Genomic DNA, 22,026 nt, shown 5'->3' on the forward strand with positions numbered 1-22,026 from the left:
CCCGGATGCCGGCAGCGCCGGGGCGGGCGCGGCTGGCGGGACGGGCGCCGGCTTTGCCGGCCCCGATGCGGCGGCCGTCGCCGCGGCATCGCAGCTGCCGGCGGGCGATCGCCAGGAGATGATCGAGGGCATGGTGGCCCAGCTCGCGGAACGGCTGAAGCAGAGCCCCGACGACGTCGAGGGCTGGAAGCGGCTGATCCGCTCCTATACGGTGCTCGGCAAGACCGACGAGGCGAAGACGGCGCTCGCCGATGCCCGCAAGACCTTCCCGGCGGATTCGGCGGCGGCTCGCGAAATCGCCGCTTTTGCCGACGAGATCGGTCTTTGAGGGGAGAGGAGGCGATGTCCCGATGACCCGCAAGGCCAAACGACTCTATTCGATCGGCGCGATGTTCGTCGTCGTCGGCGGAGCCCTGGCGCTGGTGCTGACCGCGCTGTCGAGTTCGGTCGCCTATTTCCAGTCGCCGACCGACCTCGTCAAGAACGTCCCCGGCCCCGCCCAGCGCATCCGGCTCGGCGGCCTCGTCGAGGACGGCTCGGTGAAGCGCGACGGATCGTCCCAGATCTTCTTCCGCGTCACCGACACCGTCGACAGCGTCCCCGTGACCTATACCGGCATCCTGCCGGATCTCTTCCGCGAGGGGCAGGGGGTCATCGCCGAGGGCACCCTCGGGCCGGACCGGGTCTTCCTCGCCGACACCGTCCTTGCCAAGCACGACGAGACCTACATGCCGAAGGAAGTGGTCGACGACCTCAAGGCGCGGGGCCTGTGGGAAGACGGCAAGGGCCTCGTCAAGAAGCCCGAGGAGACGGTTTCGGCAACGCCGGTGGGAGCAGGCTCATGATCGTCGAGATCGGACATTTCGCCCTCGTCCTCGCCTTGTCGGTGGCGCTGTTCCAGTCGGTGCTGCCGCTGATCGGCGCGAGGCAGGGCGACCAGCGGCTGATGGAGACCGGGACGATCGCCGCCACCGGCGGCTTCGTGCTCATCGCCATCGCCTTCTCGGCGCTGGTGACGGCCAACGTCACCTCGGACTTCTCGGTGCTCAACGTCTTCGAGAATTCCAACTCCGCCAAGCCGATGCTCTACAAGGTGACGGGCGTCTGGGGGAACCACGAGGGCTCGATGCTCCTCTGGGTGCTGATCCTCGCCTTCTTCGGCTCGCTCGTCGCGCTGTTCGGCCGCGACCTGCCGGCGACGCTGAAGGCCAACGTGCTCGCCGTCCAGGCCTGGATCCTCGCCGCCTTCCTCCTGTTCATCCTCCTGACCTCCAACCCGTTCCAGCGCCTCGATCCGGCGCCGATGGAGGGCCAGGATCTCAACCCCATCCTCCAGGACATCGGCCTCGCGATCCATCCGCCGCTGCTCTATCTCGGCTATGTCGGATTTTCCGTCGCCTTTTCCTTCGCCATCGCCGCGCTGATCGACGGGCGGATCGACGCCGCCTGGGCGCGCTGGGTGCGGCCGTGGACGCTGATCGCCTGGATCTTCCTCACCCTCGGCATCTCGATGGGCTCCTACTGGGCCTATTACGAGCTCGGCTGGGGCGGCTGGTGGTTCTGGGATCCGGTCGAGAACGCCTCCTTCATGCCCTGGCTGGCGGGCACCGCGCTGCTGCATTCGGCGCTGGTCATGGAGAAGCGCTCGGCGCTGAAGATCTGGACCATCCTCCTCGCCATCCTGACCTTCTCGCTGTCGCTGCTCGGCACCTTCCTGGTGCGCTCGGGCGTTTTGACCTCGGTGCACGCCTTCGCCACCGATCCGACCCGCGGCATCTTCATCCTGTGCATCCTGTGTCTGTTCATCGGCGGGGCGCTGTTCCTGTTCGCCCTGCGCGCCTCGTCGCTGGAAGGCGGCGGGCTGTTCGCGCCGATCAGCCGCGAGGGGGCGCTGGTCTTCAACAACCTGTTCCTGACGACGGCGGCGGCGACGGTGCTCGTCGGCACGCTCTATCCGCTGGTGCTCGAGGTGCTGGCCGACAAGAAGATCTCCGTCGGCGCGCCGTTCTTCGACCTCACCTTCGGCCCGCTGATGGTGCCGCTTCTGTTCGCGGTGCCCTTCGGCCCGCTGCTCGGCTGGAAGCGCGGCGACCTCCTCGGGGCGGCGCAGCGGCTGTATTTCGCCGCCGGCTGCGCGCTCGCGGCCCTCATCGGCGTCCTCGCCTATACCGGCGGCACGCGGATCCTGACGGCCTTCGGCTTCGCGCTGGCCTTCTGGCTGCTGGCCGGCAGCCTGACCGACCTGTTCCTCAAGGCGGCGTTCCTGCGCACCGGCTGGCGCACCGGGCTGTCGCGTCTTCTCGGCCTGCCGCGCTCGACCTTCGGCACGACGCTCGCCCATTTCGGCCTCGGCGTCACTCTGCTCGGCATCGTCTCGGTGTCGAGCTTCGAGGAGGAACTGATCACCACCATGGCGCCGGGCCAAAGCGCCGAAATCGCCGGCTACACCCTCACCTTCGACACCATCGCGCAGCGCGACGGCCCGAATTTCGAGGCCCAGGCGGCCCAGTTCTCGGTGCGCCGGGGCGGGGTCGAACTGGCCGAGATCGACACCTCCAAGCGGTTCTTCCCGGTGCGGCAGATGACCACCACCGAATCCGGCATCTGGACCCACTGGTTCTCGCAGCTCTACGTCTCGCTCGGCGACCCGTCGGAGGATCGCCAGTCGATCGTCGTGCGGATCTGGTCGAAGCCGCTGGTGACGCTGATCTGGATCGGCACCGTGTTCATGGGGCTCGGCGGCGTCTTCTCGCTGGCCGACCGCCGCCTGCGGGTCGGCGCGCCGGCCCGCAACAAGGGCAAGGGCAAGGGTGCTGGCACCGGGGCTTCCCCGGCGGTCGGGGCGGGGACCTGACGTGGGGGCGCTCCGCCGCATCCTGTTGGTCCTCGGCGCGGTGTTCGTGGTCGTCACGGCTGCGCCGACCGGACTGCTCGTCGCGCCGGCCTTCGCCGTCAATCCGGACGAGGTGCTGGCCGATCCGGCGCTGGAGGCGCGGGCCCGCAAGCTGTCCGAAGGGCTGCGCTGCCTCGTCTGCCAGAACGAATCGATCGACGATTCCAACGCCGATCTCGCCAAGGACCTGCGGCTCCTGGTGCGCGCCCGCCTCGAGGCCGGCGACACTGACACGGAAGTGATCGACTATCTCGTCTCGCGCTATGGCGAGTTCGTGCTGCTGCGGCCGCGGCTCGACTGGCTGAACCTGGCGCTCTGGGCGACACCGCTGGTGGTGCTCTTCGGCGGCGCCGTGCTGGCCGTGGCGACGGTCGCGGGGCGACGTCGCAGGCGCCAGGCACCGCCGGAACTGTCGGCGGCCGAGGAAGAGGCGATCGCCAGGATCACCGGCGGCCGCGGGTAGCGCCCAGGGCGGCGCCCCAACCTTACCGAGTTTTCACCCGGGAGAAAAACTCCCGTAACGTCCCGATCGCTAGGTTCACTTCCAAGCAATGGACGGCACGGCGTTTCCGCCTACCGTTGCTCCGAAATCACGGACCCCTGGAAAGGAACCACGATGCAACAGCAAAATCAGCCGAGGACGAAGCGCAGCCGGCTCGTCGCGGGTGCCCTGGCGGCGGGTGTCGCCGGCGCGGCGCTGGCAGGCGGCATGGTCTCCAACACGCTTCCCGTTTTCGCCGAGCCGGTGCGTGTCGAGGCGCCCCAGCAGAACTTCGGTTTCGCCGACGTCGTCGCGAAGGTGTCTCCGGCGGTCGTTTCGGTCCGGGTCGACCAGGACATCGCGCCGGCCTCCGACGATGGCGACGGCGAGCAGATGCAGAATCCCTTCGACAACCTGCCGCGCGATCATCCGCTCCGCCGCTTCTTCGACATTCCGGGCGGCCCCGGCATGCCGGGCCTGCAGCCGCGCGGCCGTCAGGCGCCGCGTCAAGCGACCGGCCAGGGCTCCGGCTTCTTCATTTCCGAGGACGGCTATCTCGTCACCAACAACCACGTGGTCGACGGCGGCTCGAAATACACTGTCGTCATGGATGACGGGACGGAGTACAACGCCAAGCTGATCGGCACCGACGCGCGCACCGACCTCGCGCTCCTCAAGGTCGATGCCGAAGATCACAAGTTCACCTATGTCGGCTGGGGCGACGACAGCAAGGTGCGCGTCGGCGACTGGGTCGTGGCGGTCGGCAACCCGTTCGGCCTCGGCGGCACCGTCACCGCCGGCATCATCTCGGCCCGCGGCCGCGACATCGGCGCCGGCCCCTATGACGACTTCCTGCAGATCGACGCGGCGGTCAACCGCGGCAATTCCGGCGGCCCCGACTTCAACCTGAACGGCGAAGTCGTCGGCATCAACACCGCGATCTTCTCGCCCTCCGGCGGCAATGTCGGCATCGCCTTCGCGATTCCCGCCTCCGTCGCCAAGGACGTGATCCAGTCGCTGAAGGAGAACGGCTCGGTCGAGCGCGGCTGGCTCGGCGTGCAGATCGCGCCGGTCACCGACGACATCGCCGAGGCGGTCGGCCTCGCCGAGGCGAAGGGTGCCATCGTCACCCTGCCGGACAACGAGACGCCGGCCTCCAAGGCGGGCATCAAGACCGGCGACGTCATCACCGCGGTGAACGGCGAGACCGTCGAGGGACCGCGCGAGCTCGCCCGGCTGATCGGCAACGACCGTCCGGGCACCAAGGTCGAGGTCACGCTCTGGCGCGACAACGAGGCGAAGACCCTCGACGTCACGCTCGGCAATCTTGCCAGCCTCGACGAGGCGGCCTCGGCGAACGGCCAGGGCAGCCAGCGCGTGCCGACCAATCCGTCGTCGCTCTCCGGCTACGGCCTGACGCTGACGCCCTCGGAGGACGGCAACGGGGTCGTGGTGACGGACATCGATCCGGACTCGACGGCGGCCGAAAAGGGCTTGCAGGCCGGCGACGTCATCGTCTCGGTGAACGGCAGGGCCGTGACCAACCGCAGCGACGTCAGCCAGGCGCTCGCCGATGCCGCGAAGTCCGGCCGCAAGGCGGCGCTGTTCCAGCTGCGCCAGGGCGACCAGAACCGCTTCGTCGCGCTGCCGCTGTCGAAGGGCTGATCGGTCGATGAAGGACGGGCGAGGCGGCGCACCATGCGCCGCCTCGCCCCCGCCAGTTGCATCGGCATGATCGTTCGAGGTGGCGCCGGCGGCACGGCCGGCAGCCTGCTCCCACCCTCCGCAGGCCCCGGCGAGCCCCGGCCGACCCCATCGCGATCATGTCTTTCGAGGAGCGGCGTTGCCCGCTTTTCGTCCCCCCGGGCAGGCGGGTGCCGTCCCGTACGGCGCCCGCCTCCTGGCGACGGCCAACCAAGCAGTTGCCGCCGCCGCATTGATTTCGGACCCGATGTCGTCGATCTAGGGAAGTGACATGATGCCAGCCCCAGCCGCCACCACGTCGACGGAGTCCATGCGAATCCTCATCATCGAAGACGACCGCGAGGCCGCCGCCTATCTCGTCAAGGCGCTGAAGGAGGCTGGACACGTCGCCGATCACGCCGCCGACGGCGAGGAGGGGCTGCATGCGGCCGAGACGCGCGGCTATGACGTCCTCATCGTCGACCGGATGCTGCCCAAGCTCGACGGCCTGTCCATCGTCACGAAGCTGCGCGACAGCGGCCAGGCGACGCCGGTGCTGATCCTCTCGGCCCTCGGCCAGGTCGACGACCGGGTGAAGGGCCTGCGCGCCGGCGGCGACGACTATCTGTCGAAGCCCTTCGCGATCTCGGAGCTGCTGGCACGGGTCGAGGTGCTCGGCCGGCGACGCGGCGCCAAGGACGTCGAGACGTCCTACCGCGTCGGCGACCTCGAGCTCGACCGCTTGTCCCACGAGGTGCGCCGGGCCGGCAAGCCGATCGTGCTGCAGCCCCGCGAGTTCCGGCTGCTCGAATATCTGATGAAGCACGCCAACCAGGTGGTGACCCGGACCATGCTCCTGGAGAACGTCTGGGACTACCACTTCGACCCCCAGACCAACGTCATCGACGTCCATATCTCGCGGCTGCGCTCGAAGATCGAGCGCGACTTCGGCTCGCCGATCCTGCACACCGTGCGGGGCGCCGGCTACATCATGCGCGCCGAAGCCGAAGCCTGACCCGGCCGTTCTCCCGCCCTTCCTTCGGCGCCGGGCGCGCGGACAAGGATCTGCCGGTGCAACGATTTCGTCCTTTCAATCTCGGCCGCATGGGACGCTTCCGCTCGCTGATGCGGATGACCGCGGTGCGCCTCTCGGCGGTCTATTTCCTCCTCTTCGCCATCTGCGCGGTGGTCCTCGTCGTCTATGTCACGGCGACCGCCTCGACCATCGTCGAGGACCAGAGCCGCCGGGCGATCTCCGAGGAACTCTCCGACCTGGCGCAGGTCTACCAGCAGAGCGGCATCGTCGGCCTGGTGCGGACCATCGACCGGCGCTCGCGCCAGCCCGGCGCCTCGCTCTATCTCGTCACCGATCCCGTCGGCCGGATCATCGCCGGCAATGTCGAGAGCCTGCAGGCGGGCGTCCTCGACGACCAGGGACCGACGCCGGACGCCTTTTCCTACGAGCGCTACGCCGACGATACCGGCCGCCGCTACCATCTCGCCATCGCCGAGGTCGTCAGCCTGCCCAACGGCATGCGCATCCTCGTCGGGCGCGACCAGAGCGAGCAGGTGCGGTTTCGCGGCGTCGTCCAGAGCGCGCTGATCCTCGCCTTGGCCCTGATGGGCGTCGCCGCGCTGATCGCCTGGTTCGTCGTCGGCCGCAGCGCGCTGAAGCGGCTCGACGGCGTCACCGCCTCCAGTGCGCGGATCCTCTCCGGCGATCTGTCGGAGCGGCTGCCGGTGACGGGGGCGGGCGACGAGTTCGACCGCCTGTCGGACAATCTCAACACGCTGCTGGCGAGGGTCTCGCTGCTGCAGGAGGGGCTGCAGCAGGTCTCCGACAACATCGCCCACGACCTGCGCACGCCGCTGACGCGGCTTCGCACCCGCGCCGAGGGGGCGCTTGCCGCGCCGCCGGATGTCGGGGAGGCGCGGGAGGCGATGGAGCAGATGATCGCCGAATGCGACCAGATGATCCGCACCTTCGACGCGCTGCTGATGATCTCGCGGGTCGAGGCCGGCTCCGACCAGGTGATCAAGTCGCCGATCGATCTCGCCGCCATCGCCGCCGACGTCGTCGACCTCTACGAGCCTCTCGCCGAGGACGCCAATGCCGAGCTGCTGCTCGACGCGCCATCCAGCCTCACCGTCGTCGCCAGCCGCGAGCTGATCGCCCAGGCGCTCTCCAATCTCGTCGACAATGCCCTGAAATATGCCACCGATCCGGAACGAAAGATCCGGATCCGCGTCACGCTCTCGGAGGGCGACGGTGCGTGGAGCCTTGCCGTCAGCGACGATGGGCCGGGCATTCCGCGCGAGAAGCGCGAGCGGGTGCTGGAGCGCTTCTACCGGCTGGACCAGAGCCGTTCGATGCCCGGCTCCGGCCTCGGCCTGTCGCTGGTGCAGGCGATCGCGCGCGTCCATGGTGGGCGCCTGGTGCTCGACGATGCCGGTCCCGGACTGACCGTTCGTCTCGATGTGCCGACGGAGGAACGGCAGGGGAGCGGGCGAGGCGATGGATGACGGACAGCAACGGGACGGTGGATTGCGGATCGGCGGAGACTGGTCGCCGGCGCCGCTGAGCGCGCAAAAGGCCGGCCGCTGGCGCGCCGACCTCGCCGGCCTCGCCCAGGAACGGGGCCTCTCCGGGCTGTCGGCGCTGCTCGCCGGCGACCACCCCGACGCCGCTCGGCTCGCCGCGGTCCTCGATCTGTCGCCGCATCTCGGCGCGCTGATCTTCCGAAACCCGGAGTGGCTCGAGGAGCTGACGCGGCAGTCCGCCGTGGAACTCGCACGCTCGACGATCGTCGAGGTGTCCAGCCTTCCGGCCGCGCAGGACAGCGAAAAGGCGGTGATGGCGGCGCTGCGACGGGCGAGGGGCCGCGTCGCCCTGTTCGTCGGCCTTGCCGACGTCTTCGGGGCGCTGACGCCGGACGAGACCACCCGCATCCTCTCGGGTTTCGCCGAGGCCGCCGTCGCCGCGGCGCTGCGCTTCTGCCTGCTCGACCTTCACGGCCGGGATAAGATCGTGCTGCCGCATCCGGGCGAGCCGGAGAAGGGCTCCGGCGTCTTCGTCCTCGGCATGGGCAAGCTCGGAGGGCAGGAGCTCAACTACTCCAGCGACATCGACATCATCGTCCTCTACGACGAGCGGCGGGCGCTGACCAAGGATCCGCTGGATGCGCCGGAGACGCTGTCGCGGCTGGTGCGGCGGCTCGCCCGCATCCTCAGCGAGCGCACCGGCGACGGCTACGTGGCGCGCACCGACCTGCGGCTGCGGCCGGATCCGAGCGCCACGCCGCTGGCGATCTCCACCGCCATGGCGCTCGGCTACTATGAAAGCTCGGGCCGCGACTGGGAACGGGCGGCGATGATCAAGGCGCGGCCGATCGCCGGCGACGTCGAGGCGGCCGAGGTCTTCCTGAAGGAACTCACCCCCTTCGTCTGGCGCAAATATCTCGACTTTTCCGCCGTCGCCGCCATCCAGGACATGAAGCAGCGCATCGACCGCCATCGCGGCTTCGACGACATCGGCATCGGCGGCCACAACGTCAAGCTCGGCCGTGGCGGCATCCGGGAGGTCGAGTTCTTCGCCCAGGCCCAGCAGCTGATCGCCGGCGGGCGGGCCCCGAAGCTGCGCCGGCGCCGGACCGACGAGGCGCTGGCGGAGCTTGCCGCCGGCGGTTGGATCGACGCCGAGACGGCGGCGGAACTCACCGCCGACTACTGGCTGCTGCGCCGGATCGAGCATGCGATCCAGATGGTCGCCGACGAGCAGAGCCACACACTGCCGGAGGATGCCGAGAAGCTGCGCGGCGTTGCCCGGCTGGCCGGCTTTGCCGACGAGACGGCGCTCGGCGAGGCCCTGCTGCCCTGCCTGAAGCGGGTCGACCGGCGCTACGGGCGGCTGTTCGGCGGCGAGCGGGACGACAGCCCCGGTCACGGCGCCGCCGGCGCCCTGGAGCGCCTGGCGCAATCGGCCGAAGACGACGAGGCCATCGCGGCGATCGCCGCACTCGGCTACGGCCGGCCAGCCGATATCGCCCGCGTCGTCCATGGCTGGACGCTCGGGCGCTACCGCGCCACCGGCTCGGCCACCGCCAAGGAGCGGCTCGCCGAACTCCTGCCGACGCTGCTCGAGGCCTTCGGCAAGGCCCATGACCCCGACGCCGCGCTGCTCGCCTTCGACCGGTTTCTCGCCGGTCTGCCGTCGGGCATCCAGTTCTTCTCGCTGATCGCCTCCAACCCGAAGATCCTGCAGCTTCTCGCCGACATCATCACGGCGGCGCCGGCGCTGCGCGAGACCATCGCGGCCCGCCCGCACGTCTTCGACGCGCTGCTGGATCCGGCCTTTCTCGGCGAGGTGCCGGACCGCGATCTTTTGGACGAGCGCCTGTCGGTGTTCATGGGGCTTGCCCGGGACTACGAGGACGCTCTCGCCCGCCTGCGCATCTTCGCCTCGGAGCAGCGCTTCCTCGTCGGCGCCCGGATGCTGAGCGGCATCGTCGATGCGGGCGAGGCGGGCGCCGCCTTCGCCAACATCGCCGACGTCGTCTTGAAGGCGACGCTGGATGCTGTCGAGGCCGAGTTCGCGCTCACCTACGGCCGCATTCCCGGCGCCCGGATCGCGCTTCTCGGCATGGGCCGGCTCGGCAGCCGCGAGCTGACCGCCGGCTCCGACATCGATCTGATCCTGTTCTACGACCACCACCCGGATGCCGAGGCATCCGACGGCGCCCGGCCGCTGGCGCCCAGCACCTATTTCGCGCGCCTGACCCAGCGCCTGATCGCGGCGATGACGGCGCCGATGCGCGAGGGCGTCCTCTACGATGTCGACTTCCGGCTGCGGCCGTCGGGCAACAAGGGGCCGCTCGCCACCCATGTCGACGCCTTCCGGCGCTACCAGCAGAACGAGGCGTGGACCTGGGAGCGCATGGCGCTGACGCGCTCGCGGGCGGTCTCGGGGGATCCGGCGTTCATCGCCGAGGTCGCGGCGACGATCCGCTCGATCCTCGCCGAGCGGCGCGATCCGGCAGAGGTGACGCGGGACGTCGCCGCGATGCGCCAGCGCATCGAGGCCGGCAAGCCGGCATCCGGAGCCCTCGACCTGAAGCTCAGGCCGGGCGGCCTGATCGATCTGGAATTTTTGGCGCAATGGGCGCTTCTGACCGGCCGGGCCGATCTCGACCTTCGCGGTGCGCCGACCGCGACGGTGCTTGCCGCCGCCGATTTCGGCGAGGGCGTCGACGGCGCTGAGCTGGCGCGGGCGATGGATCGCTTCACCCGCATCATCCAGCTCTTGCGGCTGGGGCCGGCCGAGGCGCGCAACCCCGATGACGTGCCGGAGGGCCTTGCCCGGGCGATCGTTTCGGCCGCGGGTCTCGACGGCTGGTCGGCGCTGGGAGACGCGCTGGAGACGGAAACGGCCCGGGTGCGCGCGGTCTTCCGGAATGTCCTCGGCGATCCGGAGCCGTCATAGGTCGATCGGACGGCGTCGTCGGACCGGTGGTCTGGCCGTGTCGGATCGCGCGAGGCGCGACGGGGTGCCGCGCGGAGTGGGCCCCGCGACTGGCCGCCGCCGCTGTTTCGCCAGGACGCGCCGATCAGGCCGCGGCGCGGCTTTGCTGCTTCTCGGTCCGCTGCCGGGGGCGCATGTTCGGTGCGAGCGTCGGCTCCTGCGGCCTGTCGATCCGCGCCGCCTCGCGCTTCAGCGGCAGGCGCAGGCTGACCAGGGTTCCGCGCCCGACCGAAGAGCCGATGCGCAGCCGGCCGCCATGGAGATGGACGAGGGCCTTGGCGATGGCAATGCCGAGGCCGGTGCCGTGGCATTTCGACCGGACCAGTTCGCTGCCGAGCTGGGCGAAGGGCACGCCGAGCAAGGCGAGGGCCGATTTCGGGATCCCCGGGCCGTCGTCGATGATCGACAGGCACGCCGTGTCGCCGACCTGGCGCAGCCGCAGCCCGACCTTGCCGCCCTCGGGGGTGAAGTGCACCGCGTTCGACAGGAGATTGAGGACGGCCTGGGACGTCGCCCGCCGGTCGGACATCATCGGCAACGTGTCCGGCACCTCGACGGTCAGGTCGATGCCCTTCTTGCGCGCCAGCGGCTCGATCATCGCGGCGCTGGCACGCACGATCTCGCTGAACTCGACCTCCTCGGACTTGAGCTCGAGGCGGCCGGATTCGATCGTCGCCATCTGCAGCACGTCGTCGATCATCCGCAGGAGGTGGCTGCCGCTGGTGTGGATGTCGTCGACATATTCCCCGTATTTCTCGCCGATGCCGCCGAAGATTCGCTGGCGGATGATGTCGGAGAATCCGAGGATGGCGTTCAGCGGTGTGCGCAGCTCGTGGGACATGTTGGCGAGGAAGGCGGTCTTGGCCCGGGAGGCCCGCTCGGCGCGGTCCTTCTCGGCGATGTAGCGCAGGTTGAGCTCGCTCAGCTGGTCGGCCTTGCGCTCGGCATCTTCCGTCGCCGCCTCGAGCTTGGCGATGGTGGCGAGGAGCTTCTGGCGGGAATCCTTGGTCAGCGTCTTGTGGTGCTTGATCTGGGTGATGTCGGTGCCGACCCAGACGGTGCCGCCGTCGGTGGTCAGGCGCTCCGAGATCAGCAGCCAGCGCCCGTCCGGCATCTGCGCCTCGACGGCGCTCTCGCCGGCGGCGAGGTTGTCGGCGTCGAGGGCGATCGAGCGGATCGGCCGCCGGGCCTTGCGCAGCACCATGTCGACCGGCGTGCCGGCGACGACGTCGGCCTCGTCGAGACCGAAGGTCTTGCGGTAGACCGAGTTGCAGATCACCACCTTGCCGTCGCGATCGCACAGGAGGAAGGTCTCCGAGATGTGCTCGATGGTGTTCTGGAGACGGTGGTTGGCCTCGTCGGTCTGGCGCACGAGCTCCTTCTGCTCGCTGATGTCGGCGGCGATCCCGATCAGGTGCATGTCGCCGTCGCTGCCGTGCACGATGTTCGCCCGGCCCCTGATCCAGATGTAGGCGCCATCGGCACGGCGCATGCGGAAGACCTGGTCGAGATGGTCGATCCGCCCTTCCGCGACGCTGCGGGCGATCTGGAACAGGCCGCCGTCGCTCGGATGCATCAGCGGCGCGATCTCGGCGAAGGACATGATGCCGTCGCGCGGTTCCATCCCGAGGATCTCGTACATCGAGCGCGACCAGTACATCTGCCCCCGTGCGATGTCCCAGTCCCAGAGCCCGCAGCGGCCGCGCGACAGGGCGATCTCCACCCGCTGGTGGGTCTCGGCGCAAAGCCCGCTGAAGTCTTCGGCACGGCGCGTCTGGCGGAAATAGGCGTTGAGGACGAGAAGCATGATGGTGCCGGTCAGCGCGAAGAGCGACACGCTGACGGCGGTCTTCTCGCGCCATTTGGCCAGATAGGCGGCCTGCGGCAGGATCAGGCTGATCCTGCCGTCCTGGCGCGGCAGGTCGGCGGCAGCGGCGATCGCCATGTCGCCGGTGTAGTGGATGTCGAGGATGCTGCCGCTGGCCTTCGAGCCGAGAAGATCGCGGGGGTCGGCGACGAGATCGTAGATGCTCGTGCCGATCCTGCTGGCGTCCGTGGGGATCGAGGCCATGACGATACCGTCGCGGTCGGTCACCAGGAGCAGGGCCTCGGCGGGGAGAACGTTGCCGACGACGAGACCGTCGAGGAAGCTCTGCTGGTCGAACTCGGCGCCGCTGGTCTCGATCAGCTTCAGGCTGGTCGCGATGAGCGCGGTTACGGTGGAGAGATTCTTCTCGGCGCCGTCGACATAGAGGGAGCGGTCGGCGAGCGTCATGACCAGGCGCGAGGCCGCCAGGGTCAGAAGGAAGAGCAGGACGAGGGTCGGGATGACCTTGCGGGACACCAGGAAGGTCGGCTCTTGCGATCGGCTCCCGTCAGGTCCGTCGTGATCAGGCCCCCAGAGCGCCGGTTCCGCCCCGGTGCGTGCCGCACCGGGAAACAGCCCCCGCCATGCAAACACACCTTCCCCGTTCGGTGCGCTGGACGCGTCCGCTCGCATCAAAGACCCCTCGTTGCCGCATCATCGATCCGGTATCCGCATTACCGAATCGCAATGAATTGATCAGACACGAATCGCCTTGTCCATAGCTGACGGACTCAGGTCGGTAAAATTTTCAATAAGCCGAACCGTTATTTCAACGAACGATCCACAATATCCTGCAGATCTTTGGAAAGCCCTTTTATTTCAGAGAGTTGACGCAAGGTCTGCTCAAGTTGGGAGCGCCGCCCGCGCTCGAAGCTGCGCCAGGCCCGGAAGGTCGTGGCGATGCGGGCGGAGATCTGCGGGTTGATCCTGTCGAGCGCTGCCAGCTTCTCCGCGACCCAGCGATAGCCGGCGCCGTCCGGCCGGTGGAAGGCGACCTGGTTGCTGGCGGCGAAGGTGCCGACGAGGGCGCGCACGCGGTTCGGGTTGCGCATGGTGAAGCGGGGATGCCCGGCGAGCCGGATGACGGTCTCCAGGGCGCCGTTGAAGGGGGCCGCGGCCTGCAGCGCGAACCACTTGTCGAGGACGAGGTCGTCGCCCTCGAACCGCCGGTAGAAGTCGTCCAGAGCCGCCTCGGTGCTCGCCTCGCCGGGGAACCGATGGGCGAGGATCGCCAGCGCGCCGATCCGGTCGGTCATGTTGGTCGCGGCCTCGTACTGGGCGAGCGCAGCGGCCGGCTCCTGCCGCGCGGCGGAGAGATAGCCGAGGGCGGCATTGGCGAGGGCGCGGCGGCCGGCGCTGGCCGCATCGGGCGAGAAGTGGGCGTCGGCGGCGAGACCATGCAGCCGCTCGAACATCGCAAGCCCTCTGGTGCCGATCGCCAGACGCGCCGCGTCGACGACCTCGTGGACCCGGTCCGGGTCGACGTCGACGCCGATCTGGCGGGCGATGTCCGCCTCTCCGGGAAGCGCCAGCGCCTGGGCCCGGAACGCCGGGTCGAGCCCGTCGTCACCGGCCGAGGCGAGCAGCGCCTCGACGACGGCCTCCGAAATGACCGGGGCGGTGTCGCCGAGCGGGCGCCCGGAGGCTTCGGTCAGGGCGCCGGAGATGAGGTCGTCGAGGGCGCGCCAGCGGTTGAAGAGGTTCGGATCGAGGCGGGCGAGGGCGAGCCTGTCGGCTTCGCCCTGCTCGTGGTCGAGCGTCACCGGGGCGGAGAAGTCCCGCAGCACCGACAGATAGGGGCGGTCGGGAAGCCCGGTGAAGGTGATGCTCGCCTCGCGGCCGGTGAGGACGATCAGGTCGTCCTTGAGGCTGGCGCCGCCGCTGACGCTGGCTGCGGCGTCCCGGTCCTCGCCATTGCCGCCGACGAGGCCGAAGCGCACCGGCAGCACCATCGGCTGGATGCCGGTTCCGGCCGCGCCCGGCACCAGCGACTGGCGCAGCGTCACCACATGGGTGCGCGCCTCGTCGTCCCAGCTCTCGCTCACCGCCAGCGTCGGCGTGCCGGCCTGCACGTACCAGAGCGCGAATTGCGACAGGTCGATGCCGGCGGCGTCCTCGAAGCAGGCGATGAACTCCTCGATCGTCGCCGCCTCGCCGTCATGACGCTCGAAGTAGAGATCCATCCCCTTGCGGAAATCGGCCTCGCCGGCGAGGGTCGCGATCATCCGGACGAGCTCGGCGCCCTTGTCGTAGACGGTCGCCGTGTAGAAGTTGTTGATCTCGCGGTATTCGCCCGGGCGCACCGGGTGCTGCAGCGGGCCCTGGTCCTCGGGAAACTGATGCGCCTTCAGCCGCCGGACCGAGCCGATCCGCTGCACCGTGCGCTCGCGCTCGTCGGCGGAGAACTCCTGATCGCGATAGACGGTGAGGCCTTCCTTCAGGCAGAGCTGGAACCAGTCGCGGCAGGTGATGCGGTTGCCGGTCCAGTTGTGGAAATATTCGTGGGCGATCACCGTCTCGACGCCGGCATAGTCGCCGTCGGTGGCGATGTCCTGGTCGAGCAGGACGTATTTGTGATTGAAGACGTTGAGGCCCTTGTTCTCCATCGCGCCCATGTTGAAGTCGGCGATGGCGACGACGTTGAAGACGTCGAGGTCGTATTCGCGGCCGAAGCGCCGCTCGTCCCAGGCCATCGAGCGCTTCAGCGCGTCCATCGCATAGGCCGCCTGGGGCGCGCGGCCCTTTTCGGTGTAGATGCCGAGGGCGACCCGCCGGCCGCTCATGGTGACGAATTCGTCGGTGAGGAGGTCGAGGTCGCCGGCGACCACGGCGAAGAGATAGGACGGCTTGTTGAACGGGTCGTCCCAGACGGCGAAGTGGCGGCCGCCTTCGAGATCGCCGGCCTCGACGGGGTTGCCGTTGGACAGGAGGATCGGCGCCGCCGTCCGGTCTGCCTCGATCCGCACCCGGTAGGGTGCCAGCACGTCCGGCCGGTCGAGGAAATAGGTGATGCGGCGGAAGCCCTCGGCCTCGCACTGGCTGCACCAGATGCCGTTGGAGCGGAAGAGGCCCATCAGCTTGGAATTGGCCTCGGGCGCAATGCGTGTCCCGATGGCGAGTTCGAAGCGCCCGCTCTCGGCGAGCCCGGTCACCGTCAGCTGCTCGGGCGTCGCCACGTAGCGGGACGGGGACAGCGTCTCGCCGTCGAGGGCGAGGCTCTCGAGGATCAGCTCGTCGCCGTCGAGGACGAGCGGCGCATCCGCCGCGACGCCGGCGCGGCGCTCCAGCGTCAGCGTCGTGGCAATCTCCGCATGGCCTTCGAACAGCATCAGCGTCATGTCGACGCCATGGAGGACGAAATCGGTCGGCCGGTAGTCGGCGAGCTTCACGGTCTGGCCGTCTTCGGTGCGCTGCATGATCGTCATCCTCGTTGTCCGGCCCGGTGTCTCGTCCGGAATCTGGCCCTGTGGCTGGCCGAGTGGCGGGCTCCGCGTCCGGCGCAGTGCGCGGCGCGTCGTCCGGTGCGTCTTCTGCTATCGCCCGCAATGGCCTGCGTCGCGCCGGCTTGCAAGTGCTGCGAGAGGATGGCAGCCGGCCGCGACGGCCGTCGACCGGGCCGCGCGGCATCATTGTTGGCAGCAATGCACTCGACGCCGTTCGTCCGTCGCAATAAGTGTTATCCTCGTTCGCCCGTCGAAGTGTGTTCCACGCCGAGCCGATGGGCAAGCGTCCGCCAGCCAGTTGCCGACGCAGGCACCCTTAGCCATCGTCGCCGGAGAGTTCGACAATGACCGTGATGACACCGAAGTTTGGCCTTGGCGCGTCCGTGCTGCGCGTCGAGGACGACCGCCTGATCCGCGGCGCCGGACGCTACACCGACGACGAGAGCCGGCCCGACATGCTGCACGCGGCCGTCGTGCGCTCGCCCCATGCGAGCGCCAGGTTCACCATCGCCGATGTCGAGGCTGCGAAGGCCGCGCCGGGCGTGAAGCTGGTGCTGACCCATGCGGACGTCGCCGGGCTCGGCGACATTCCCTGCCTCGGCATGCCGGCGATGGAGGACGGCGTGCCCTTCGCGGCGCGCAACGCGCCGGTCTTGTGCCGCGACGTGGTGCGCCATGTCGGCGACGCCGTCGCCTTCGTCGTCGCCGAGACCGCGATGCAGGCCAAGGATGCCGCCGAACTGGTCGAGGTGGATTATGAGCCGCTGGACGCGGTCGCCGACCTCAAGGCGGTGATGGGCGAGGGCGCCCCGCTGGTCTGGCCGGAAGCCGGCAGCAACGTCGCCGGCCGCATGCATGTGGGCGACAAGGCGGCGAGCGAGGCAGCCTTTGCCGCCGCCGCCCGGACGGTGCGGATCGATCTCGTCCAGAACCGGCTGGTCTGCAACTACATGGAGGTCCGCTCGGCCATCGGCGAGTTCGTCGAGGAGGAAGGTCGCTATCAGCTGACCTCCGGCAGCCAGGGCGTCCACGGTCTGCGCGACACGCTGGCGAACATCGTCTTCAAGGTCGAGCCCTCGAAGATCCGCGTCCTCACCCGCGACGTCGGCGGCGGCTTCGGCACCAAGGCCTTCCTCTACCGCGAATACGCGCTGGTGCTGTTCGCCGGCCGGAAGCTCGGCCGGCCGGTCAAATGGACCGCCGATCGCGGCGAGCATTTCGTCACCGACACCCACGGCCGCGACAACATCGTGTCCGGCGAGATGGCGATCGACGCTGACGGCCGCTTCACCGCGCTGAAGATCGACATCGCCGCCAATCTCGGCGCCTATTCCTCGCAATACGGCCCGATGATCCCGTGGTTCGGCATGTCGATGGCGACCGGGCTCTACGACATCCCGGCGATCGACGTCTCCTGCGCGGTCTACTACACCAACACCGTGCCGGTGGACGCCTATCGCGGCGCCGGGCGGCCGGAGGCGGCCTATCTGATCGAGCGGCTCGTCGACAAATGCGCCGCCGAACTCGGCGTGACGCGGGACGAGATCCGGCGCAAGAACTTCGTCAAGCCGGAGCAGCTTCCCTACAGGACGGCGTTCGGCCGGCTCTACGACACCGGCGACTTCGCCGGGCACATGGCCGAGGCCATGCGCCGCGCCGACTGGGCGGGTTTCGAGGCGCGGCGTGAGGCGGCCAAGGCCGAAAACAAGCTGCGCGGCATCGGCATGGCGACCTATGTCGAGGCCTGCGCCTTCCCCGGCTCCGAGCCGGCCTATGCGGAGCTGACCTCCGACGGCCGCGTGACCCTGAAGATCGGCACCCAGTCGAACGGCCAGGGCCATGAGACGGCCTATGCGCAGTTCGTCGCCGAGGCGCTGAAGCTCGACTACGACCGGATCGACGTGCGCCAGGGCGATACCGACGAGACGCCGACCGGCGGCGGCACCGGCGGCTCGCGCTCGATCCCGCTCGGCGCCGTCTCCGTGCGTCGGGCGAGCCAGGCGCTGGCGGAGAAGCTGAAGAAGCTCGCCTCGGACGAGCTCGAGGCGGCGGCGGCCGACATCGAGATCGAGGGCGGCTTCGCCCGGGTCGCCGGCACCGACCGGGCCATCGACTTCGCCGCGCTCGCGGCCGCGGCGAAGAGCGCCGACGATCTGAAGGCGATGGGCGAGTTCAAGCAGGACGAGTGCACCTATCCGAACGGCACCCATATCTGCGAGGTCGAGATCGAGGCGGAGACCGGTGCCACCCGCATCGTCGCCTACACGATCGTCGACGACTTCGGAGTGACGGTGAACCCGGTCCTCCTCGCCGGCCAGATCCATGGCGGCGTGGCGCAGGGCCTCGGCCAGGCGCTTCTGGAAGACACGGTCTATTCGGCCGACGGCCAGCTCGTCTCGGCGAGCTTCATGGACTACGCCATGCCGCGCGCCTGGGACCTGCCGATGTTCGACTTCAAGACCCGCAACGTCCCCTCGACCACCAATGCCCTCGGGATCAAGGGCGCCGGCGAGGCGGGCACGATCGGCGCGGCGCCGGCGGTGATGAATGCGGTCGCCGACGCCCTGCGGCCGGTGGGCGTCGACCACATCGACATGCCTGCGACGCCGTCGCGGGTGTGGCAGGCGCTGCAGGGCGGCTCGACGGCGGCCTGAGAGGGTTGAACGGTCCCGGCGCGCCGCCGCACAAAAAGTTCGGCGGCGCGTCAGCACTATCGTAACCATTTTTCATCAGTTTCATTCCGCACTCTCATTTCGCCCGGCGCCCTGATGTCGTCCCAGACGGCCGGCCGGGCGGCGTCTTTCCGATCGAGAACAAGGTGCCGGCGGGCCGAAGCCTCGCGGGCAGGAACCAGATCATGGCGATGTCGCCGCCGGCCGACCCGAACCCCACGGTGGGGATCGGCCTGAAATGCATCTCGGTCGTCGTCTTCGTCGCGATGCAGACCCTGATCAAGACGGTCGGGGAGGAGGTCCCTCCCGGCGAGGTCGTCTTCTTCCGCTCCTTCTTCGCGCTCATCCCGGTCATCATCTATCTCGCCTGGCTCGGTGACCTGCGGCGATCGCTGGTGACCGACGACGTCTCGGGCCACCTCTTGCGCGGCGTCGTCGGCGTCACGTCGATGATCCTGTCCTTCTATTCCCTGGCGCGGCTGCCCTATCCGGAATGGATCTCGATCTCCTACGCGGCGCCGCTGCTGACGGTGGTCTTCGCGGCGATCTTTCTGAAAGAGGTCGTGCGGGCCTATCGCTGGACCGCGGTGGCGATCGGCCTCGTCGGCGTCTGCGTGGTGACGGCGCCCAATCTCAGCCTTCTGTCGGCGGGCGGGCTCGGCGGCGCCGAAGCGCTGGGCGCCCTCGGCGCGCTCGGCTCGGCCTGCCTCGCCGCCGTCGCGATGATCCAGATCCGGCGGCTGGTGAAGAAGGAGAAGACCGCGACGATCGTCGTCTACTTCTCCCTGACCTCGTCGCTCCTGGCACTCCTGTCGGTGCCGTTCGGCTGGGTGCTTCCCGCCCCTCGCGAGGCGGCGGTGCTGATCGTCGCCGGGCTCCTCGGCGGCGTCGGCCAGCTGCTCCTGACGGCGAGCTACCGCTACGCCGACACCTCGACCATCGCCCCCTTCGAATACACCTCGTTGATCCTCGCCGTCGCCATCGGGGTGTTCCTGTTCGGCGATCCGCTGGCCTGGACGACGGTCCTCGGCGCGGCGATCGTCGTGTCGGCCGGGATCTTCATCATCTGGCGCGAGCACCAGCTCGGCATCGAGCGGCGCAAGGCGCGGCGCGTCTCGCCGCCGGGCGGCAGCTGAGGCCCCGAGGGCGAGGGCAAGGCCCTCGCAGATCCATCTTTCCGCGCAACGCCTTGCCATGTCGCCCCGGCATCCGCCGGGCGACCTGCGACGGCCGTCATGTCACTGTCTTGTTACGTTATACCGTTTAAAATCTGGAAGCGTTCGAACTTGATGGGGCCGGGACCGAGCCGGCCGCGCGGGACGCGCTTCGACAACGGGGTAGACGAGATGAGCGACAAGACATCGAACCAGTCGGTTTTCCGCACGAGCCGGCTCGAGGAAGCGGACGGCGACGGCCTCAATCCGACCAGCAACCGGACAATGGGCGAGATCATCGCGGCGCGCTTCTCCCGCCGCGGCTTCCTGCGCGGTTCGCTGGCGGCCACCGCGATCGCCGCGACGGTCAGCCCGATGGCGCTGATGACCGCCGGGAAGGCCAAGGCCCAGACCGCGAAGTTCTCCTTCACCGAAGTCGAGGCGGGCGTCGACGCGACCCATCACGTCGCCGAAGGCTATGACGCCGACATCCTGCTGCGCTGGGGCGACGCGGTGTTTGCCGACTCGCCGGACTTCGACCCGGCGAACCAGACGCCGGAGGCCCAGGCCCGCCAGTTCGGCTACAACAACGACTATGTCGGCTTCATCCCGATCGACGGCTCGTCCGAGCACGGCATGCTTGTCGTCAATCACGAATACACCAACGAGCACCTGATGTTCCCGGGTATCGTGACGGTCGTCGACGGCAAGGTCGAGGTGGCCCCGGCCGACCGGAAACGCGTCGACATCGAGATGGCCGCCCATGGCGGAACCATCGTCGAGATCCGCAAGGACGGCGGCAAGTGGCAGGTGGTGCGCGACGGCGCCAGGAACCGTCGCATCACGTCCACGACCGAGATGGAGCTGACCGGCCCGGCTGCCGGCCACGACCGCCTCAAGACCTCCGCCGATGCGACCGGCACCAAGGTTCTCGGCACGATCAACAACTGCGCCGGCGGCGTCACGCCCTGGGGCACCTACATCATGGCCGAGGAGAACTTCCACGGCTACTTCATCGGCGAACTGCCGGAAGGCCATCCGGAAGCCGAAAACTACAAGCGCTACGGCGTGCCGGACGGCTCCTATGCCTGGGGCAACTTCCACGAGCGCTTCGACGTCTCCAAGGAGCCGAACGAGCCGAACCGCTTCGGCTGGGTCGTCGAGGTCGACGTCGCCGATCCGAACTCGGTGCCGAAGAAGCGCACCGCGCTCGGCCGCTTCAAGCACGAGGGTGCCGAGTCGATCGTCAACAAGGACGGCCGCGTCGTTTTCTATCTCGGCGACGACGAGCGCTTCGACTATGTCTACAAGTTCGTGACCGCCGGCACCTACGATGAGAACGACCGCGCCGCCAACATGAACCTTCTCGACGAGGGAACCCTCTATGTCGCGAAGTTCGAGGAAGCCGGCACCGTCACCTGGATGCCGCTGGTCCACGGCGAGGGCCCGCTGACCGCCGAAAACGGCTTTGCGAGCCAGGCGGACGTCGTGATCGAGACCCGCCGCGCCGCCGACCTTCTCGGGGCGACGCCGATGGATCGTCCGGAGGACATCGAGCCCCATGGCGACGGCCGCGTCTACGTGATGCTGACCAACAACACCCGGCGCAAGGAGGCCAATGCGGCCAATCCCCGCGTCGACAACGCCTTCGGCCACATCATCGAGATCAACGAGGAGGGCGGCGACTTCGCGTCGACCGAGGGCCGCTGGGAGATCCTCCTGAAGTGCGGCGATCCGTCCGTCGCCGAAGTCGGTGCGACCTTCTCGACCGAGACCACCAGGAATGGCTGGTTCGGCATGCCGGACAACTGCGCCGTCGATTCCGACGGGCGCCTGTGGGTGTCGACCGACGGCAATTCGCCGAAGGCGACCGGCCGGACCGACGGCCTGTGGGCCGTCGAGACCGAGGGCGAGCGGCCGACCTCGAAGCTGTTCTTCCGCGTGCCGATCGGCGCCGAGATGTGCGGCCCGCTGCCGACGCCGGATCTCACCACCTTCTTCGTCGCGGTCCAGCATCCGGCCGATGGCGGCGACGACTGGGAAGGCTTCGGCCGGCCGTCCTATTACGAGGATCTCTCCACCCGCTGGCCGGACTTTCGCGACGACATGCCGGTGCGTCCGGCGGTCGTGGCGATCACCAGGCAGGGCGGCGGCAAGATCGGCGTCTGACGGGGAGGAAATCCCGGGCCGCCCCAGCGGCGACCCGGGGATCGGCGACAGCCAGGCCCTGCGAGGACAGGGGCGGACTCGGCGGTGCGGCAATGGCACCGTCCGAGAACGGCCGAGCATTACATTCCTGTCATCTGGCACCGCTA

13 protein-coding genes are annotated in these 22,026 nt (G+C 69.0%); 11 read left to right on the forward strand and 2 right to left on the reverse strand.

Annotated elements, in window-relative coordinates; translation table 11 throughout:
• The 8 genes from ATO4_RS27895 to ATO4_RS23165 all read left to right on the forward strand — a co-directional run.
• On the forward strand, positions 1–328 hold a 328-nt coding region (locus tag ATO4_RS27895; protein WP_176223131.1), incomplete at its 5' end, for a tetratricopeptide repeat protein.
• Positions 329–350: 22 nt separating this feature from the next.
• Positions 351–845 (forward strand): cytochrome c maturation protein CcmE, encoded by a 495-nt coding sequence (gene ccmE, locus ATO4_RS23135; protein ID WP_083594140.1) that lies wholly within the window; start codon positions 351–353, stop codon positions 843–845.
• Positions 842–2,854, forward strand: a complete 2,013-nt coding sequence (locus ATO4_RS23140) for a heme lyase CcmF/NrfE family subunit (protein WP_083594141.1) — start codon at positions 842–844, stop codon at positions 2,852–2,854. Before ccmE ends, ATO4_RS23140 begins: the two co-directional genes overlap by 4 nt.
• A gap of 40 nt (positions 2,855–2,894) precedes the next feature.
• Positions 2,895–3,356 (forward strand): cytochrome c-type biogenesis protein, encoded by a 462-nt coding sequence (locus tag ATO4_RS23145; protein WP_245308904.1) that lies wholly within the window; start codon positions 2,895–2,897, stop codon positions 3,354–3,356.
• A 153-nt stretch (positions 3,357–3,509) separates the two neighbouring features.
• Positions 3,510–5,039: a Do family serine endopeptidase gene (locus ATO4_RS23150; protein ID WP_083594142.1), complete on the forward strand. Its 1,530-nt coding sequence runs from the start codon at positions 3,510–3,512 to the stop codon at positions 5,037–5,039.
• A 349-nt stretch (positions 5,040–5,388) separates the two neighbouring features.
• Positions 5,389–6,072 carry a response regulator transcription factor gene (locus ATO4_RS23155; RefSeq protein WP_210191128.1) on the forward strand — a complete coding sequence of 228 codons (684 nt, stop codon included), beginning with the start codon at positions 5,389–5,391 and terminating at the stop codon, positions 6,070–6,072.
• Between the two features lie 89 nt (positions 6,073–6,161).
• The gene (locus tag ATO4_RS23160; RefSeq protein ID WP_083594143.1) at positions 6,162–7,580 is read left to right on the forward strand and encodes an ATP-binding protein; all 1,419 of its coding nucleotides are present in this window, start codon (positions 6,162–6,164) and stop codon (positions 7,578–7,580) included.
• The gene (locus tag ATO4_RS23165; RefSeq protein WP_083594144.1) at positions 7,573–10,536 is read left to right on the forward strand and encodes a bifunctional [glutamine synthetase] adenylyltransferase/[glutamine synthetase]-adenylyl-L-tyrosine phosphorylase; all 2,964 of its coding nucleotides are present in this window, start codon (positions 7,573–7,575) and stop codon (positions 10,534–10,536) included. The genes ATO4_RS23160 and ATO4_RS23165 overlap by 8 nt, the downstream gene beginning before the upstream one ends.
• Before the next feature lie 124 nt (positions 10,537–10,660).
• Here the strand turns inward: ATO4_RS23165 and ATO4_RS23170 are convergent, their stop codons facing one another.
• On the reverse strand, positions 10,661–12,919 hold the full coding sequence (locus tag ATO4_RS23170; RefSeq protein WP_245308901.1) for a PAS domain-containing sensor histidine kinase: 2,259 nt from the start codon (positions 12,917–12,919) through the stop codon (positions 10,661–10,663).
• A 287-nt stretch (positions 12,920–13,206) separates the two neighbouring features.
• Entirely contained in the window at positions 13,207–15,858 is a 2,652-nt protein-coding gene (gene pepN / locus ATO4_RS23175) for an aminopeptidase N (RefSeq protein ID WP_083594177.1), read from the reverse strand.
• Between the two features lie 371 nt (positions 15,859–16,229).
• Between pepN and ATO4_RS23180 the strand changes: the two genes are divergently transcribed.
• The 3 genes from ATO4_RS23180 (at position 16,230) to ATO4_RS23190 (ending at position 21,880) form a co-directional block, all read left to right on the forward strand.
• Positions 16,230–18,539 (forward strand): xanthine dehydrogenase family protein molybdopterin-binding subunit, encoded by a 2,310-nt coding sequence (locus tag ATO4_RS23180; RefSeq protein WP_083594146.1) that lies wholly within the window; start codon positions 16,230–16,232, stop codon positions 18,537–18,539.
• A gap of 203 nt (positions 18,540–18,742) precedes the next feature.
• Positions 18,743–19,693, forward strand: coding sequence for a DMT family transporter (locus ATO4_RS23185; RefSeq protein ID WP_083594147.1), 951 nt, complete (start codon positions 18,743–18,745; stop codon positions 19,691–19,693).
• A gap of 210 nt (positions 19,694–19,903) precedes the next feature.
• Positions 19,904–21,880 carry a PhoX family phosphatase gene (locus tag ATO4_RS23190; RefSeq protein ID WP_083594148.1) on the forward strand — a complete coding sequence of 659 codons (1,977 nt, stop codon included), beginning with the start codon at positions 19,904–19,906 and terminating at the stop codon, positions 21,878–21,880.
• Positions 21,881–22,026: the final 146 nt, after the last annotated feature.

The organism is Aurantimonas sp. 22II-16-19i, from assembly GCF_002088275.1.
Lineage (GTDB): Bacteria > Pseudomonadota > Alphaproteobacteria > Rhizobiales > Rhizobiaceae > Jiella.